Annotated in this window: 17 protein-coding genes, 1 tRNA gene and 1 other annotated feature; of the genes, 6 read left to right on the forward strand and 12 right to left on the reverse strand. The window is 48.4% G+C overall.

What is annotated here, in order from left to right:
- Nucleotides 1-110 precede the first annotated feature (110 nt).
- A tRNA-Glu gene (locus tag ACP7H9_RS12485) sits at nucleotides 111-186 on the forward strand.
- 46 nt (nucleotides 187-232) lie between these two features.
- Here the strand turns inward: ACP7H9_RS12485 and ACP7H9_RS12490 are convergent.
- Nucleotides 233-850, reverse strand: coding sequence for an arylesterase (locus ACP7H9_RS12490; RefSeq protein ID WP_011235004.1), 618 nt, complete (start codon nucleotides 848-850; stop codon nucleotides 233-235).
- Between the two features lie 3 nt (nucleotides 851-853).
- On the opposite strand from ACP7H9_RS12490, the gene ACP7H9_RS12495 reads away from it, so the two are divergent.
- The 5 genes from ACP7H9_RS12495 (at nucleotide 854) to ACP7H9_RS12515 (ending at nucleotide 6,602) form a co-directional block, all read left to right on the forward strand.
- Nucleotides 854-1,534, forward strand: coding sequence for an ABC transporter ATP-binding protein (locus ACP7H9_RS12495; protein ID WP_110013869.1), 681 nt, complete (start codon nucleotides 854-856; stop codon nucleotides 1,532-1,534).
- The gene (locus ACP7H9_RS12500; RefSeq protein ID WP_287797368.1) at nucleotides 1,524-4,028 is read left to right on the forward strand and encodes an ABC transporter permease; all 2,505 of its coding nucleotides are present in this window, start codon (nucleotides 1,524-1,526) and stop codon (nucleotides 4,026-4,028) included. The genes ACP7H9_RS12495 and ACP7H9_RS12500 overlap by 11 nt, the downstream gene beginning before the upstream one ends.
- A gap of 22 nt (nucleotides 4,029-4,050) precedes the next feature.
- Entirely contained in the window at nucleotides 4,051-4,941 is an 891-nt protein-coding gene (locus ACP7H9_RS12505) for a TIGR01777 family oxidoreductase (RefSeq protein ID WP_287797366.1), read from the forward strand.
- Nucleotides 4,942-5,004: 63 nt separating this feature from the next.
- Nucleotides 5,005-5,412: a septal ring lytic transglycosylase RlpA family protein gene (locus tag ACP7H9_RS12510; protein WP_287797365.1), complete on the forward strand. Its 408-nt coding sequence runs from the start codon at nucleotides 5,005-5,007 to the stop codon at nucleotides 5,410-5,412.
- A 116-nt stretch (nucleotides 5,413-5,528) separates the two neighbouring features.
- Nucleotides 5,529-6,602, forward strand: a complete 1,074-nt coding sequence (locus ACP7H9_RS12515) for an MBL fold metallo-hydrolase (RefSeq protein ID WP_287797767.1) — start codon at nucleotides 5,529-5,531, stop codon at nucleotides 6,600-6,602.
- Nucleotides 6,603-6,649: 47 nt separating this feature from the next.
- Here the strand turns inward: ACP7H9_RS12515 and ACP7H9_RS12520 are convergent, their stop codons facing one another.
- The 11 genes from ACP7H9_RS12520 to ACP7H9_RS12570 are packed head-to-tail and all read right to left on the reverse strand — an operon-like array spanning nucleotide 6,650 to nucleotide 17,555.
- Nucleotides 6,650-7,777, reverse strand: coding sequence for a DSD1 family PLP-dependent enzyme (locus tag ACP7H9_RS12520; RefSeq protein ID WP_110013864.1), 1,128 nt, complete (start codon nucleotides 7,775-7,777; stop codon nucleotides 6,650-6,652).
- A 25-nt stretch (nucleotides 7,778-7,802) separates the two neighbouring features.
- On the reverse strand, nucleotides 7,803-9,065 hold the full coding sequence (locus ACP7H9_RS12525) for an MgtC/SapB family protein (protein WP_110013863.1): 1,263 nt from the start codon (nucleotides 9,063-9,065) through the stop codon (nucleotides 7,803-7,805).
- Between the two features lie 41 nt (nucleotides 9,066-9,106).
- A complete protein-coding gene (locus ACP7H9_RS12530) occupies nucleotides 9,107-9,955 on the reverse strand; it encodes an alpha/beta hydrolase family protein (protein WP_110013862.1) in 849 nt (282 codons plus the stop codon).
- 18 nt (nucleotides 9,956-9,973) lie between these two features.
- Nucleotides 9,974-10,276, reverse strand: coding sequence for a YciI family protein (locus ACP7H9_RS12535; protein ID WP_110013861.1), 303 nt, complete (start codon nucleotides 10,274-10,276; stop codon nucleotides 9,974-9,976).
- Nucleotides 10,276-10,818 (reverse strand): inner membrane-spanning protein YciB, encoded by a 543-nt coding sequence (locus ACP7H9_RS12540; RefSeq protein WP_110013860.1) that lies wholly within the window; start codon nucleotides 10,816-10,818, stop codon nucleotides 10,276-10,278. Before ACP7H9_RS12540 ends, ACP7H9_RS12535 begins: the two co-directional genes overlap by 1 nt.
- A gap of 20 nt (nucleotides 10,819-10,838) precedes the next feature.
- A complete protein-coding gene (gene trpA, locus ACP7H9_RS12545) occupies nucleotides 10,839-11,648 on the reverse strand; it encodes a tryptophan synthase subunit alpha (RefSeq protein WP_110013859.1) in 810 nt (269 codons plus the stop codon).
- Complete coding sequence (trpB, locus tag ACP7H9_RS12550; protein ID WP_011234991.1) at nucleotides 11,645-12,868, reverse strand: tryptophan synthase subunit beta; 1,224 nt, start codon at nucleotides 12,866-12,868, stop codon at nucleotides 11,645-11,647. Before trpB ends, trpA begins: the two co-directional genes overlap by 4 nt.
- Nucleotides 12,865-14,319, reverse strand: coding sequence for a bifunctional indole-3-glycerol-phosphate synthase TrpC/phosphoribosylanthranilate isomerase TrpF (gene trpCF, locus ACP7H9_RS12555; protein ID WP_414018961.1), 1,455 nt, complete (start codon nucleotides 14,317-14,319; stop codon nucleotides 12,865-12,867). The genes trpB and trpCF overlap by 4 nt, the downstream gene beginning before the upstream one ends.
- Nucleotides 14,312-15,325: an anthranilate phosphoribosyltransferase gene (gene trpD / locus ACP7H9_RS12560; RefSeq protein WP_153849987.1), complete on the reverse strand. Its 1,014-nt coding sequence runs from the start codon at nucleotides 15,323-15,325 to the stop codon at nucleotides 14,312-14,314. The genes trpCF and trpD overlap by 8 nt, the downstream gene beginning before the upstream one ends.
- The gene (locus tag ACP7H9_RS12565) at nucleotides 15,322-15,957 is read right to left on the reverse strand and encodes an anthranilate synthase component II (RefSeq protein ID WP_153849988.1); all 636 of its coding nucleotides are present in this window, start codon (nucleotides 15,955-15,957) and stop codon (nucleotides 15,322-15,324) included. Before ACP7H9_RS12565 ends, trpD begins: the two co-directional genes overlap by 4 nt.
- Entirely contained in the window at nucleotides 15,957-17,555 is a 1,599-nt protein-coding gene (locus ACP7H9_RS12570) for an anthranilate synthase component 1 (RefSeq protein ID WP_414018963.1), read from the reverse strand. Before ACP7H9_RS12570 ends, ACP7H9_RS12565 begins: the two co-directional genes overlap by 1 nt.
- A gap of 52 nt (nucleotides 17,556-17,607) precedes the next feature.
- Nucleotides 17,608-17,712, reverse strand: a sequence feature (Trp leader region).
- Nucleotides 17,713-17,720 lie beyond the last annotated feature (8 nt).

A 17,720-nucleotide genomic window follows, 5' to 3' on the forward strand; every position in this document is an offset into this window, starting at 1 on the left:
TCCCCTTCGTCTAGTGGTCCAGGACACCGCCCTTTCACGGCGGTAACAGGGGTTCAAATCCCCTAGGGGACGCCATTACTTTTCTGCATATATTAAATTAAGTTCCATGGGTCCCCTTCGTCTAGTGGCCTAGGACACCGCCCTTTCACGGCGGTAACAGGGGTTCAAATCCCCTAGGGGACGCCACTTAAATCAACCGCCCGCAGGCGGTTTTTTTTGTTTCTGGCTTTCGCTACTGCGCCAACTTCAGTAAATAAGGTTCCAGAAAATCAGCTATCTTTGGCTGGGCTTCCGCGGTGGGGTGAATGCCATCATCCTGCACGTAATCGGCATTTGTTGCTATTTCTTCCATAAAGAAAGGTATGAGTGTCACATTTTTTTCTTCTGCAACTTCCTCAAACATTTTCTGGAACTGTTCAGCAAAACGCTGGCCATAGTTTGGTGGCACCATAACCTGACTCAAACCGACTTTAACGCCTTGTTGCTGCGCCTGGTCGATGATTTGTTTCAAATTTGAACGAACTGTGTTTAGGTCGAACCCACGAAGTCCGTCATTACCACCCAGCTCAATAAATAATGCGTCGGGTTTATGACGCTCTAAAACGCCTTCTAAGCGGCGCAAACCACCACGAGTGGTCTCGCCACTAATGCTGGCGTTAATGATGTTAATATCGGGATGAGAGCTCTCCCAGCGGCGATCTAACTCGGCAACCCAGGTTTGTTCCTGAGAAAGCCCATAACCGGCGCTTAAGCTGTCACCTAAAACGACAAGTGAGACATTTGCGGAAACGCTGCGTATAACCAACAACAGCGCTAAAAATAAACACGTTTTCAAAAGGAAGTTTTTCATTTTATGCTCATTCAAGCTCAACAACTGGAAAAAACCGTAGACACCTCTGAGGGTCCATTACAGATTCTGCAGCCAATTAACGTCAGTATCAATGCCGGTGACACCGTAGCCATTGTCGGCGCTTCCGGCTCAGGTAAGTCGACGTTATTGTCACTACTGGCGGGTTTAGACCTCGCATCCTCCGGAGAGGTTCTTATAGAGAACGAAAAATTAAGCGAATTGGATGAGGAGCAGCGCGCAAAAGTTCGTGCTGACAAAGTCGGCTTCATTTTTCAGTCGTTCCTGCTGGTACCTAGCTTAAGTGCCTTAGAGAACGTTATGCTGCCGGCAGAACTGGCCGGACATAAAGGCGCAGAGAAAGAAGCCAGAGAATTACTGGCGAAGGTTGGGCTGGAAGATCGCTGGCACCATTATCCGAACCAACTGTCTGGCGGTGAGCAGCAACGCGTAGCTATTGCTCGGGCTTTTGTTGGACAACCCAAAATTCTGTTTGCTGATGAACCTACCGGTAACCTTGATGCAAAAACCGGCGGCAAGGTTGAAGAGCTGCTATTTGACTTGAATAAGGATTATGGCACCACACTTGTTGTGGTCACCCATGATCAGCGACTTGCTGCGCGTTGTCAGCGCGTGTTGCAAATGGAAGCAGGCCAGCTATCGGAGGCAGCTCAGGATGTGGCATAAGATTTCATTTCGTCTGTTAAAGCAGGAGCTGAGGCGCGGTGAACTGACCATTATGGCACTGGCTATTATTTTGTCGGTGACCGCAGTGCTTTCGTTGTCTATTTTCAGTGATCGTCTGCAAGCAGGATTAACTGAACGTAGCAGTGAGTTTCTGGCTGCCGACAGAGTACTAAGTTCCAGACGCGATATTCCGCAGGAGTGGCTTGAGCAAGCCGGGCAAATGAACTTGAAAACCGCCTGGAAAGTGGTTTTCAATTCCATGGCTTTTGCTGATGGAAACATGACCCTGGTGGATGTTAAAGCGGTGAGTGACGGTTATCCGCTGCGCGGTGAGCTGGAAATAGCGGATCAACCTTTTGGGCAGGGTTACGTTGCCAAAGGGCTGCCCGCAGAAGGTGAAGCCTGGGTAGCTTCGCAGCTGTTTCAGGCGCTGCAATTAGAGATTGGCGATGATATTGAAGTGGGCAATAGTAGCTTTAAAGTCACTAAGGTGGTTACTTACGAGCCTGACGTTGGCTTTTCAGTTTTTACCGACAGTCCTAACGTATTGATTCGCCATTCGCAGCTGGAAGAAACCGGTCTGATTCAACCCGGCAGCCGGGTTCGTTTTAATGTGCTGATGGCTGGTAATAACAGTGATATTAATGCCTACGAAGACTGGCTGTTACCACGCCTGAATGACGATACGCACAGCTGGCGTAGTATTGAAGATGGCGACAGTCCGTTGTCACGGTCGCTGAATCGTGCCGAGCGCTTTATGATGCTCGCAAGCTTACTTGGTGTGGTTCTGGCTGCAACAGCTGTTGCGGTTGCAGCACAGCGTTATTGCCAACGAAATTACGATGTGGTCGCCATATTCAAGACCTTAGGTGCCAGTCGTCAGCAAATCCGTCGTATTTTTATGCTGCACCTGTTGCTATTAACCGCTGCGAGTGTGGCCATCGGTATGGCGCTTGGCTGGGCTCTTCAGTATCTGGTTATTGAGTGGGTCGCACAGAAACTGGATGCGACTTTACCTCAGGCGGGCTGGCAGCCTTATGTTTTAGCCGGAGCCACCGGTGTTATCAGTGCCGTTATGTTTACTCTGTACCCGTTATTTCGGCTGGTTTCTATTCCGCCGCTGCGCGTGCTGCACCGTCAGTTAACGGCAGGTAACGCGGTACGCTGGCTACAATGGGTACTAAGTGGCGGAACCATTTACGCATTGCTGGTTATTTACAGCCAGCAGTGGTGGTTATCGACAGCCTTATTTGCAGGCGGTGCAGTCGCCGCTGTGCTGCTGCTTGGATTAGGCCGGCTGTTTATTTCTGCCAGCCGTAAGGCGGGTATGCAAGCAGGCAGTAGCTGGCGCCTGGCTATGGCGGGCTTACAAAGAAGAGCAGCCGCCAACAGTGTTCAAATGCTGAGTTTTTCAACCGCCATTATGCTGTTGTTGCTCGTTATTGTTTTGCGTAACGACTTACTGGAAGACTGGAAAAGTCAGTTACCAGCGGATGCGCCAAACTATTTCGCCATCAATATAGCCGAAGACAAAGTTGATGACATGCAGACCATGTTTGAGCGAGAGAACATTCCGTCGACTGATCTGTACCCCATTGTACCGGGACGCTTAACCCATATTAATGGCGAGAAGCTGCTAGACGAAGTCACCAAGGAAGATCGTGATGACGATGATGCTGAAGGCCGCGAAGGTATAGGAAGAGAGCTTTCACTGACCTGGCGAGACACCTTGCCACCTAACAACGAACTTACTGCTGGAGAGTGGTGGGGCGACAACGCTGAACCTCAGGTCTCTGTCGAATTAAATGTCTCCGAACGACTGGATATAAAAGTGGGTGATGAACTACGCTTTAACTTAGGTGGCGAAGAGTTCACTGTGCCGGTAACCAGTTTACGTAAAGCCGACTGGAATACCCTGCAGCCAAACTTTTACATGATCTTTAATACCTCGACACTGGAAGATTTTCCGGCAACTTACATCACCAGTTTTAGACTGGGTGAAGACCGAAAAGACGAATTGTACCAATTGTTTAAACCTTTTCCGCAAACGTCGTTGATTGATCTGGACGCTATGATTAATCAGATTCGCGAGGTGATTGGGCAGGTCAGTTTAGCCATTGTTTTTGTACTGGTGCTGGTCATTATTGCCGGAGCTTTAGTGCTGGTTGCGCAAGTGCAGGCCAGTATGGAAGAACGGCAGAAGGAACTGGTGATTTTACGAACCCTGGGAGCGCCGGGTAAATTATTGAGTCGCAGTATTACTTATGAGTTTCTGGTGCTTGGGGCAATTAGCGGGCTAATAGCAACCTTAGCCATGGAAGTCTCGCTATTTATATTGCAAAACCAGGTATTCAATATGACGCCAGTGATTCATTGGAAGCTTTGGTTGTTAGGGCCGGTATTTGGTGCTGTTGTGGTGGCTGTTTTAGGTCGTTTATCCTGCCACCGGCTCATTCAGAGAAATACGGCACAGCTTATACGTAAGCTGGCCTGATGGAACATAAAAGAGGTGACCGATGAACATTTTAATGACAGGTGGTACTGGGCTTATTGGCTCAGCGTTTATTCATAAGTACCAGGACACGCATCAGTTTACGGTCACCACTCGCAGCAGGGAAAGGGCGAGAAAAAAGCTGGGCGACAATGTAACTTTGCTGTCTTCGGTCGATGAAATTGTGGATATTGGTCAGTTTGATGCGATTATAAACTTACAGGGCGAAGGTATTGCTGATAAACGTTGGTCTGATTCCCGTAAGCAAGCCCTGAAAGACAGTCGTTGGCAGGTGACAGAAAAGCTCGCCGCCATGATTAATAAAGCAGAAAAGCCACCTAAAGCCTTTTTGAGTGGCTCGGCCATTGGCTATTATGGTCCGCGTGATGCAGAGCCGGTTAATGAAGACCATGTCGCTGAGCATAAGGACTTTGCTGTTACTTTGTGTCAAGAGTGGGAGCGACGGGCTTTGGCAGCAAAAGATGCAACTCGTGTAGTTTTGCTGCGTACCGGTGTCGTTTTGGCAAAAGGAGAGGGAGCATTAGCAAAAATGCTGCCGCCTTATAAGTTTGGTTTAGGTGGTCCGTTGGGTGAGGGCAATCAGATGATGTCCTGGATTCAGCTGGACGATATGATTCGAGCCATTGAGTATCTGTTGGAGCACGATAATCTGTCGGGGCCCGTTAATATGACGGCTCCCGGACCAGTGACTAACGAAGCCTTTAGTCGTACTCTGGCATCGGTTATGAATAAACCGCACTTTATGAGAGTACCGGCGTTTGTCCTTAAGTTAGGCTTGGGTGAAATGTCGTCGATGCTACTTGAAGGGCAAGCTGTGGTGCCGGATAAACTGCGTAATCATGGCTTTGAATTTGAGTATCCGACAGTACGAGAAGCTTTTAAGGCAAGTGTTTAATTCTTTACACGTCTTTTTGTTTTCTTAACGGACAGTGTTTTCGGAACTCAGTAAAATTGAGAAATGAAAACAAAAAACCAGTATCCACTTAAACAATTAACCCTTGGCGTTGGCATTTTTATGCTGGCGCTTACCGGGTGTACTTCTATTCCCGCTGAAAGCCCTCAAAACTTAGTTGGTACTAGAGAGTCTGGTAAAGCCTCCTACTACGCCATGAAGTATCAATTCAGAACTACCGCAAGCGGTGAGACTTATAATCACTTTTCCAGCACCGCGGCTCACCGAACCTTGCCGTTTGGAACCAAAGTTCGAGTCACCAATATTGCTAACAACAAAAGTGTTGTGGTGAAAATTAATGATCGTGGGCCGTTTATTGATGGCAGAGTGATTGATTTGTCACGCTCCGCTTTTGATAAAATAGCTGATCTTGATTTAGGTGTTATCAAAGTGACTACTGAGGTTATCAGGTAATATCAGAGCTCGTGCCTTAGTGTTACAAAAACTAACAATTTAGCGCGTGACCTCTTAACGTATTGATATTAGCTTTCTTGTTTTAGTTAAACTTTAGAGGTGGGATGCCGGTGTCAATGTTTAGAACTTTAGTTTCAGTAAATACTTTGGCATTGCTAACACTGGTATTAACAGGTTGTAGCGCAAATTCTGTAACAACAATAGAAGAGGAATCTCAGCCAACTAATGAGAAAACCGGGCGCTTTAAAAACCTGGACGCGGGTAAGAAGAGCTATCCGTTAACCTGTAAACAAGACTGCTATAAGCCTCGTAGCGATATTCAGTGTGGTAGCGATGGGTTGTGTCAGTACACTGGAAATAAGAATGCTTTCCTCGGGGGGACGGATTTCTCTGTTAAATGGCTGGGTCACGCAGCTTTTGTCATTAAAACCTCAAGCGGAGAGACGTTTTTAACGGATCCAGTCTTCAATGACTTTGACTGGCCAGTTAACTGGCTGTTTTCACTTGTTGGAGGTGAACAGCGAAAGGTGAATGTGGAGCAAGATCCAGAGCTGATTGATGCCACCGATGCGGTATTATACTCTCATATTCATTACGATCATTTTAATAAGAGCGATATTGAAACCATAGGGCGCAAGCCCGAATACTTAGTGCCATTGAATCTGGCCGATCACTTTCCATCCATTGGAGCAAATATAACTGAACTCGGTTGGTTTTCTTCGAAGAAAGTAGGTGACTCTCTGGTGACTGCAGTGCCTGCTCATCATTTTAGTAGCCGTACCTTGGTTCCCTTTATTTACGAAGATAACAATAAAGACTCCTGGAATGCCTGGTTAATCGAAAACAAGGGGAAGACGTTGCTTTTCGCCGGAGATACCGGCTATTCAGAACACTTTAAAGTAATAAACAAGCGCTACGGTGATATTGATGTGTGTCTGTTGTCGATAGCGTCTTATTACAGTGAGGAGTCACCTGAATGGTACCGCTACGTTCACTTGACTCCGGAAGATGCTCTGACGGCAGCCGCTGAACTTAATTGCAAAGTATTTATCCCCTGGGGTTACGGCAACGCCAGCTGGGGGATGGGAGATCTATCCTCTCACTCGGCACTAACTCGTTTTCTGAATATGGCAGAGAAATTTGGCACATCAGCTGAAATCGTGATTTTAAAAGAAGGGGAAAGCTTGTAGCTTTCCCTTTTGCTTGTAACCTGGCAACTAAGAAGCGGTGCAGTTGATTACCATCCAGTAATGCGTTGCCAGGTGTTATGCGAACCGTCACTCATTAGCACATGGTAAACGGGATGCATGGCGGCAGTGGCACAGGCATGATTGGGCATAATGCGTAGCTGATGACCAACGGGAAAGTCTTCTAATTGGTAAGCGTCGCTTAACTCTATAACGCCGTGCTCTTGCGAGGTACTATTAACACAAAGGCCATCAAGCACAGAACCGTCTATTTTACATACTTGTCCATAGCCAAAATCACGGTTCTGACCCGCTGTTCCACGATCACGCGACAATGCCATCCAGCCGCTGTCAGTCAGCAGCCAATTCTTCTCTTTGTTGTGGCCGATTACTGTGGTGACGACGGACATGGCTATGTGCGAGAAGTCGCATACACCGATGTTTTTCATGACTAAGTCAAAGGTGGTGTAAACGCCGGCTCTGACTTCACTAATGTCACTAAAGTCTTCGCCAAAATGAGCTGTCGGCGTTGAACCAACGCTGGTTATAGCGCAGTGAATACCGGCGGTTTCCAGGTTGTTTCGTGCTATTCGAACGGCATCGCATTCTTGTTTGGCGAAGTTTTTTAAGCCTTGTTCCGTATTGCAGGCGTATGAGCCACCGGCATGGGTCATTAAACCGGTGAAATGCTCGCCAAGTGTTTTTGCAATGGTTAACAATTTTGAATCGCTTGGCTTAATACCACCACGGTGATCGTCACTGTCTATTTCAATAAAAACGGAAAAGTCTTGCCCAAACTCAGCAGCATAATCAACAACCGCTTGTGCCTGCGTTATATTATCTAAAAGAATATGCAGATTAATGCCTTGCTGTCTTAGTGCGGCTACACGCTTTAGCTTTGCCGGCGCTATGCCAACAGCATAAAGTAAATCGGTATAACCTGCCTTCGCGTAGGCCTCGGCCTCAGCTAACGTTGATACTGTGGCCGGAGCACTCTTACTATCGAGTAGATACTCAGCCGCCTCCAGAGTACGCAGGGTTTTTAAGTGCGGGCGTAAATGACTGCCAAGGGACTCAACCCGTTGCTTAAGATAGTTAATGTTACTCTTCAATTTAGCTTCATCGATGAGCAAATAAGGTGTATCCGGATGTGCAATCCAGTCAGGAGCTGATTTCATAATTGTTGTCCTGCGTTTGTGATAATTAAAACTGCCAAAAGGCGTAAAGCAAGCCGGGAATAACGCTTAAAATCATGTAAATAGCGTAACGATAGTGCAATTTAATACCGGCGACAGAAGCGAACATAATGCCTTTAAGCAGAGTATTACTGACACAGGCTAAGATAATTCCCGTAGCGGCTACCTGGCGCGAGAGTTCGCTCTGAGCTGAGCGTGATAGTGACAAGGTAATAGCGTCAACATCCATCAGACCGGATATTATGGAAAGGCCGTATATCCCGGCATCACCAAACCAGTTTTTCATTGCCTCTGCCAATAACAAAATAACTGCTAATAAAATACCAAACTGGATAGCAGTGGTCAGTTGCAGTGGGTTATTGATGGTAATCTCTCCGGTTTCGGAGGGAGGATTACGTTTATGTTGTCTGTACATGAGTGTTATGACAGTTAATAACCCGGCGAACATGAGAAGAATAGGCGGCCACAATAATGGTAAAAGTTCACGGTTAACCACAAAGACCTCAATAAGAACTCGCGGGAACATAATGCTACAGGCGAGCAGCATGCCGCTGGCGTAAATTACGCTCTGAGAGTTTTTTTTCGCAAAACGAGCCATAGTTAGGGTAACGGCTGTGGATGATGCGAAGCCTCCGGCGATTGCGGTAATCAAAGTGCCGCGCCTCTCTCCCAGCAGTTGGGTAAACAGATAGCCAATAAAAGACAGACCCGAAATTAAAACGACCATCCACCAAAGCCAGTAGGGGTTCAACGCCTGCCAGGGGCCGTAGCCTTCATTTGGCAGCAAAGGCAGAACCACCACAGATATCAATAGTAGTGTGATACCTGAGTAAAAGGCCTTAGGTGAAATGCATTTAAGCAATTTGTGCAGACTTTTTTTATGGCCGAGAAGAGCAACAACTACCGCACCGCAACTGAGCGCAGGTAGAGGATCACCAGAGGCAGCCCAAATTGCCAGTGCAAAAGTCAGCAGCATTGAGAATTCGGTGGTAATACCTGCGTCATCGGAGAGCTTGCTATAACTTATATAAGACGATGCAATGAGTATGGCAACAACAATGAAACCGGTAACGATAAGCCATACGCCCCATTGTTGAGCTAAAATAGCAAAAACACCGCCGCTAAGACCTATTAGGCTGAAGGTTCGTACGCCGGCAACACGAGTGCCCTCATCACTGTCTCTGCCGCTCCAGCCGCGTTCAATGCCTATCATCAAGCCTAACGCCAGAGCTGCCAGTAAAGATAACGCCAGTTCGATTTGGTAGTGCATTGCAAAGCGCCTTTATTAATTAGACTGATTCTATAACGACTTTAATTGACCTGCAGTGCGTCTAGCAAGCTTTTACGCCAGAGAGACTCTTTGAATTGACTGCGAAAGAAGTTGAAATGCCCGATACCTTTGCTTTCGGTTATTTCCGGTTGCAAGTCTTTTAATACCTTCTCTGCGTTAGGGTAGTGCGACAGCAGGTTTTCGATGTTGGAGCGTTGCAACAATTCGTCGTCAGTAATATGAAAGGCGCTGATGGGTGCAGAAAATTCATCGTAACGGACTTTTTGATCAGTACTGATGTTATCAAACAAATAGTCTTTACTGCGGCACCAGCGGCTCCATTGTTTCATCGCTGCTGCGGGCATATCGCCAACCATGTTTAAGCGTTTACCGGGAAAGTAACCGGCAATAGGTGTGCTAATAGGAGCTGCAAAATACCAGAGTAACCATGATGTCCAACGGACCTGTTTGCTGGCTTTTAACCAATAACCGGTGCCACTGGCTATGGTCACCATCTTATCTATCTTGTTGGCATTCTGCGCCATGGCGACAATTTGGCCGCCCAGGCTATGTGCTAGCCAAATTAAGGGCTCACCCCTTTGGCAGGACTGAGCATAGTCAATCACGGCGGTCATATCGAGCTCGGCCCATTCGATAATATCAGACTTGATTTGTTTCAAAGGCTTATCAACGGACTGGCCAATACCATAATAGTCAAAGGTAATGACGCGGTAACCCTGTTTGCTTAACCAGAGGGCTATGGGTTGATAAAAACGTTGTTTCACACCTAACGCAGCAGCTATAACAACAGTGGCCTTAGCGCTCGATTCAGGCTCAAAGCGGACACAATGCAGGTAGCGATTATTGGCGGTAAGTTCGACGCTCTGCATAGTCACTAATTAACCTGATTAGTTCGGTAAAACGGCGTTAAATGGCTTAACCGTTGCTTTTTTATAGACACCGGCTTGCCAGTAGGGGTCGTCGTTAGCCCATAGCTCTGCTTCTTCCAGAGTCTCAAATTCAGCGATGACCACAGAGCCGGTAAAACCAAGCACACCCGGGTCCAGTTCCGCGATGGCCGGACAGGGGCCTGCGACGAGCAGGCGACCGTCATTTTGCAACGCTTTTAAGCGTTCAAGATGAGCAGGGCGTGCCTGCTTACGACCTTCCAGAGAGTTCTCATGGTCTTCTGCGAAAATAACAAACCACATTAGTCCTGGGTCTCCTCATCAATGGCGTGATGGTACATATAGAATCCGGTACCAATTGTGAATACGAGTGAAATACCCAGTATGCCAAAGACTTTAAAATTAACCCATGCCTCCTGGCTCCAGAATTCCGCAATGTAGAGGTTTACTGCTGCCAGTGCCAGGCAGAATATGATCCAGGCATAGGTTAAGCGCAACCAGGCGGTATCTGGCAGCTTTATATCTTTACCCATCATGGCCTGAATCGGGCTGCGCTTTTTCCATATTAAGCCGCCTAAAAGCATGAGCGCTATGGCCACGTAAACGACGGATACTTTCATTTTAATGAACCAGTCGTCGCGCAGTAACAGCGTGACGGCACCAAAGACCATAACAACCGCCAGGATGACCCAGTGGCGAGTGGTTATAGGTTGCTTGAGGAGTTTAAGACCCAGTAGCTGTAATACGGTACCGGCCATTAATACGCCAGTCGCAACGTAAATATCCGCTAGTTTGTAAAACACAAAAAAGGCGATTATGGGTAAATATTCTAACAACAGGGCCATTAACTACTCCGGAGGCAACTCTACGACAATTGGGTTGCGGCTTTCATGGCTTTTACAAAAGCCTTTAAGTCCGCTACTTGCTGCGCGTTATTGTCGAGGTTTTTCTCGATAAGCGCAACCACAGCTGAGCCACTAATAGCGCCGTCGGCACCTGCCGCAAGCGCCCGCTGAACATGTTCAGGCTGCGATATACCAAACCCAAGTAAAGTCGGCGGTGCACCGGCTTCTTTCAGTTTGTTAATCAGTTCCGAAGCGGGGGCCTGCATTTGTGTATCAGCACCGGTAACCCCGGATCGACTCAGTAGGTAGACATAGCCGGCACATTGTTTAGCGATATCAACTAACAGCGCATCACTAGCATCTGGCGGCGCAATAAACACCGCTTCAATTCCAATTTCTTTGGCTATGTCGGCGAAGCGTTTAGCTTCTTTTGTAGGAACGTCGGCAATAAGCACTGAATCTACGCCTGCATCTTTCATTTGTTGGTAAAAGTTGCGAACACCTTTCGCGTAGATCAAATTTGCGTAAACCAATAAACCTATGGGGATCTGTGGTGAATAGTCTCTAACTTCTTTTAAAATCTCTAAAATATGCTTAAAGGTTGTTCCCGACTCCAGGGCTCGTAAATTTGCCCGCTGAATCATGGGGCCATCTGCAACCGGGTCTGAAAATGGCAGACCGAGTTCCAGCGCATCGGCGCCACCATCAATAAGAGCCTTGATAACTTCCACACTTTGCCCCGGAGTTGGGTCACCAAGCGTGACAAAAGGAACGAAGGCACCCTGGTTATTAGCTTTTAATTGTGCGAAACAGCTTTCATACCGGCTCATTTTTGTTCTCCTTTCGCGCTAACTTCAGCATTTTCCTGAGCACTAAAAATACGACGTACGTGGTCAATGTCTTTATCGCCGCGGCCGGATAAGTTAAGTAATAATATTTCCGGAGCATCCGGCTCAGCGGCCCGTTTGAGCGCGTAAGCCAGCGCATGGGCCGGTTCCAGCGCAGGAATAATACCTTCATGGCGCGAGAGCAGTTTAAAGGCTTCCAGTGCTTCTTCATCGGTTACTGATTCGTATCGCGCGCGACCAATAGCTTTTAAATGCGCATGTTGAGGGCCCACGCCGGGGTAGTCCAGACCGGCTGATACTGAATAGGACTCCTCAATTTGTCCTTCGTCGTTCTGCATTAGAAACGACAGGCAACCATGCAAAATTCCCGGTTTACCCGCAGCCAGTGTAGCGCCGTGCTGCTTGGTTTCCACGCCCTTACCCGCAGGCTCAACACCCACTAAATCAACACCTTCCTCGTCGATAAAGTCGGCGAACATACCAATGGCGTTGGAGCCGCCGCCGACACAGGCAATAACTTCGTCCGGTAAGCGACCCGCCTGCTCAATAATCTGGGCTTTAGCTTCTTCACCAATCATACGGTGAAATTCACGCACTATAGTCGGGAAAGGGTGTGCGCCTGCAGCTGTGCCTAATAAGTAATGGGTGTTGGGGTAACTTGCTGTCCAGTCACGCAGAGCTTCGTTGACCGCATCTTTTAACGTACCGCTGCCGGTATCTACAGGTACCACTTTCGCGCCCATTAATTCCATGCGGAAGACATTGGGTTGCTGGCGCTCAACATCTTTTTTACCCATATAGATAATGCATTCCAGGTCCAGCAGCGCGCAGGCCAGGGCTGTTGCGGTGCCGTGCTGACCTGCGCCGGTTTCGGCAATAATGCGCGTTTTGCCCATGCGTTTAGCCAACAAGGCTTGTCCCAGCACCTGATTGGTTTTGTGGGCGCCGCCATGAAGTAAGTCTTCACGTTTAAGGTAAATTTTGGTTTTATTCGGGCTGTTCAGCGGCAGGTTACGGCACAAACTCAGTGGTGTCGGTCTGCCTAAGTAGTTTTTCAACAATCCGCGAAATTCAGCCTGAAAGTCATCGTCCTGTTGTGCCTCTATAAAGGCCTGTTCCAACTGCTCTAGTGCGGGTAGTAAGATCTCAGGAACGAACTGGCCGCCGAAATCGCCAAAATAAGCGGGTAATGACTGACTCATACAGCCTCCTGTTGGGTATTCTTATTTGAAAGATGTTTTTCTGAAAAACGACCATAATGGCGGATTTTCGTGAATGTTTGAGCTACTTTTTGGCTATTTTTAATGCCAGGTTTCCATTCGGCTTGAGAGTTAATGTCCACTCCGGCAAAGCCTAACTCTATTGCACTGCTGATGCTTTCAGGGCCAATGCCTCCGGCTAACAGACAACGTTGACGCTCCTCTGTACTTAATGGTTCCAGCAACTCCCAGTTAAAAGCCTTGCCGCTGCCACCACCGCGGTTATCCAGAACAAAGGCATCAACCGCAAGATCCGGCAACTGTGCCGGGCTTTCAATAGCTAAAGCTTTCCATATTTTGACTGTTTCCAGACCTGCCTGACGCAATTGCTGACGTAATTGAACAACATAGTCGATATCTTCATGGCCGTGCAGTTGAATAGCAGAGAGCCCGACGTATTTTGCCGTGTCGATAAGGCTCTCTAACGGTTGATCAGCAAAAACACCCACATACTCAAGTCCGTTTGCTTCAGTTGTTATTTGCTTTGCCTGCTTCAGTGTCACACAACGAGGTGAACGCTCAACAAATATCAGTCCCCCGAATACCGCACCCTGAGAACGTGCGTTTATGGCATCTTCAGCGCGAGTCAGACCGCAAACTTTATTTTGTCCATAAAGCAGTTTGCGGCAGGCTAAATCAACGTCCGGCTGGGCGCTCAATGCGCTGCCGATAAGAAAGCCGTTAACAAAAGGGGCAACCCGGCGAATGTCGGCGTGCTCAGCAAAACCCGACTCTGCAATGAGTAAGGCATTTTGGGGAGCCAGCGGAGCTAACTGCGCACTGCGGTTCGGCTCAATGCTCAAGTCTGTTAAATCGCGGTGGTTAATGCCAATGATGTTCGCATCCAGTTTTGCGGCACGTTTCATTTCTTCTTCGTTGGCAACTTCGGTGAGTACATCCATCGCAAGTGACTCAGCTATATCGCGCAGGGCGATATATTGCGCATCATCGAGGACTGATAACATAAGCAAAATGGCATCCGCACCAAAGTAGCGGGCGCGGTAAATTTGCTCTTCATCAATAAAAAAGTCTTTGCATAAAACCGGCTGGGTAACCTGCCGGCGCACGGCTGTCAGATAGTCCAGTCGCCCCTGAAAAAACTCAGGCTCGGTTAATACGGAAATAGCTGCGGCATGCGGCTGGTAGCTTTTTGCCAGTTGCGGTGCGTCAAAGTCAGCACGAATTAAACCTTTTGAAGGAGAGGCTTTTTTACACTCCAGAATAAAGCCTGCCCGCTCACCGCTTAGTGCTTCATATAAGCTACGGTCACTGGGCCTGAGCTGAGACTTTATTTCACTCAGGGGCATGAGCTCGGCCTGAGTTTTGTTCTGCTCAACCTTGCGCTCAACGATCGTTTTCAGCACGTTCTTTTCTAAACGAATGGTGTCAGACATGATAGGTCTCCTGAGCATCCTGCACCCGACGTAAATGCAAGAGTGGCTGGCCGGTGTCTAAATGCTCCATTGTTGCTGCGGTTGCGGCTTTCATATCGTTGTATTGTCCACTTAAATACAGCAAAGCGGCAACGTTCATTGCAACCGAGTGGCGCTGAGCGGGGCTGCCGCCTCCGGCAAGAATGTCTTCCAGAATACGAGCGTTAAAGTCAGCGTCACCGCCTTTCAGTTCATCAAGCGGGGCGCTGGGAACCCCAAAGTCATTAGGTGTTACATGGTAGTCATTGAGCTCGCCGTTGCGCAGTTCAATAACTCGCGTTGGCCCGTGCAGAGCCAGTTCATCCAGCCCGCTTCCGTGTACGACCATAGCACGTTTAACCCCCAGTCGTTGCAGGGTTTCAGCCATTGGTCTTACCCATTCCTCGCTATAAACACCGAGCAGTTGAGCATCAGGACGCGCAGGGTTAACTAAAGGACCAATCAGGTTGAATAAGGTGCGTGTTTTCAGCGTTTGTCTTACCGGCATCGCATGCTTAATGCCGGGGTGATAATGCGGAGCAAATAGAAAGCAAAAACCATTATCGGCTAACTGAGTCGAGGCATCCGACGGATCCAGATTAACGCGAAGTTTGAGTGCTTCGAGTACATCAGCTGAGCCTGAACGTGAAGACACACTGCGATTACCATGTTTGGCCACAGCCAGACCCATACTGGCGGCAACTAAAGCCGCCGTCGTAGAAATATTGATGGTATTACTGCCATCGCCGCCGGTACCGCAACTGTCAATGACTGTGGTGTCCGGGCGTAAGAATGGCTTCGCTGCGGATAATATGGCTTCAGCGGCACCGGCTAACTCGGCTGGGGTCTCGCCCCGCATTTTCATGGCGATAAGTGCGGCGGATACCTGAATGTCGTTGAGCTCGCCTTTAATTAAGCGCTGGAAAAACTCACGGGTTTGATCTTGTGTCAGAGACTCACCAGACATCAGAGTTTGTAGGGCTTTCATGGCTTTGCTCCTGTTAGTAAATACTGAATACTGTTGCTAAGTAATTGTTTTCCCTTTGGCGTTAGAAGCGATTCAGGGTGAAACTGAAAACCAATGGCATTGGTGTTGTTTTCTTCTTTACCGAAGAATTCAGCAGCCATAGGAATACTACCGTCAGGGCCATCCAAACTGGCAATTATGCTCACTGTGGAGGGCAGGTCATAACCGCTAAGCGAGTGGTAACGAGCCACAACGCATTGGTTGTTGTCTGTCGCGCTGACAAACACCGGGTGTGGCACGGTGTCTATTTTTGCGGTTTTACCATGAACAATCTCACCACAGGTATCCACGCGGCCACCGGCGTGTTCAATGAGCGCCTGAAAGCCGAGGCAAATACCCAGCATGGGTATGCGACCACTGCAGTATCGGATCACTTCCATTAAGTTGCCTGCGTTTGCTGGGTGCCCGGGGCCGGGTGAGAGGCAGACCAATTGAGGGCCACTGTAACTTTCCAGCTGTTCAATCACATCGGCTGCGGCCAGCTGGTTACGGTAAACAACCAGCGGAAAGCCTAACTGGCGCAACTCATCCACCAGGTTGTACGAGAACGAGTCGACGTTATCTATCAGTACGATACGAGCTGACTGAGTCATTATACCGCCTCCTGGTCAGGTAAAGTGTGAGCCTGCTGAATTGCCAGAATAACGGCCTTAGCTTTGTTTTCGGTTTCGGTTACTTCGCTGGTCGGGTCTGAGTCATGTACTACGCCAGCACCGGCTTGCACTATGGCTTGGTTGTTTTTAACGAAAGCGGAGCGAATAACAATACAGGTATCCATGTCGCCATTCCCGGCCAGATACCCAACAGCGCCGCCGTAGCTGCCGCGGCGTTGCTTTTCGGCCTGACGGATTAAAGTCGCAGCACTCACTTTGGGTGCGCCAACTAAAGTTCCCATATTCATGCAGGCGCGGTAAGCGTGAAGGGCATCGCAATCGTTTCGTAGTTTTGCTACTACGCGTGATACCAAATGCATCACATGAGAATAACGGTCAACCTGAAGTAGATCGGCAACGTAGCGAGTGCCAGTTTCGCTAATACGGGCTAAATCGTTGCGGGCTAAATCAACCAGCATTAAATGCTCTGCCAGTTCTTTTTGGTCAAGCCGCAGTTCCAGTTCCATGCGGCTGTCGAGATCAGGGCTAATGCTGCCGTCGGCGCTCTTACCGCGGGGGCGGGTACCTGCAATAGGGTAAAGCTCTACCTGATTGATGTCCTGCTGGTATTTCAATGCAGATTCAGGCGAAGCACCGAACAGACAAAAGTCCGGATGACTCATAAAAAACATATAGGGCGAGGGGTTGTTCTTTTTCAATTGCTGATAAGCGGCTAACGGGTCAGGGCAGGGCATTTTAAAACGTCGGGACGGCACAACCTGAAAAATGTCACCCGCGACAATGTTTTCTTTTAGCCGGGTCACAATGCGTGCAAATTCTTCCGCTGAGGGCGTGGCCGTTACTTGTACATCAACCGGTTGAGGCTGAGGTTCTATTGCCGGTAGCTGACAACGTGCGGCCAGTTCTCCTATACGCTGGCTCATAGCTTGATAACGTTGGTCGTGGCCTTTACCGCTGAATACACTGCCAAGCAGCTCAGTGGTTTGCTGTTGGTGATCAATAATTAGCAAGGTCTCCGCCAGGTAAAAGACATAGTCAGGGCAGTTGTTCTCGCCTTCATCAACTTGCGGTAGTTGCTCGTAGCTGGCGACGAAGTCATAGGCAAAAGCACCACCGAGGAAAACCGAAAACGGATGCTGTTTTGCTGTGTTGTTGGCTTTATTGAGCTTTTGTTGGAGTACTCGCAGCGGCTCCATGTTACTGATTTGACGTAAGCGGGAGTCTTCGTCAATCGGTGTATTTGCTGCACTGAAAGTTAACCTCAGTTGTTCAGGCGTTCTTTCAATGGCGGCACTATCTTTGAGCTGCTCTTCAATCCAGCTGAGCAGAACAGCACCATTATCGGTCAGGGCAATAATAGTGACTTGCTGGTCGTTACAGGTAATTCGTAACGCCGCATCAATCAGTAGCAAGCTCTTTACTTGTTGCTTGGTGCCGATATCAGCTGAGTCCAGCAGTAAATGTTCACCTTGTGTGCTGCAAGTATTCTGAAATACTTTTAGTGGCTCCGCCTGATAGGGCAGCGACACTCGTAGTGTTTCTAAATTGCCGTTTTGTTCAGTTGTCAGGTTTTTCACCTCAGACCTCGTATTCTTTTGTTGTTGTTCAAACCTGCTCCAGTGAAACGGCAACAAAAAACCCGCTCAAAGGAGCGGGTTTCTCAAAGTGAAGCTATTTACGTTACACGCACAACTACACCACCCGCTCGTTTGGGAAGTGCCACCACCAATGTTGTGTTGTTG

The sequence above is a fragment of the Idiomarina sp. ST20R2A10 genome (assembly GCF_051842345.1).
In the GTDB taxonomy this organism is placed as follows: domain Bacteria; phylum Pseudomonadota; class Gammaproteobacteria; order Enterobacterales; family Alteromonadaceae; genus Idiomarina; species Idiomarina loihiensis.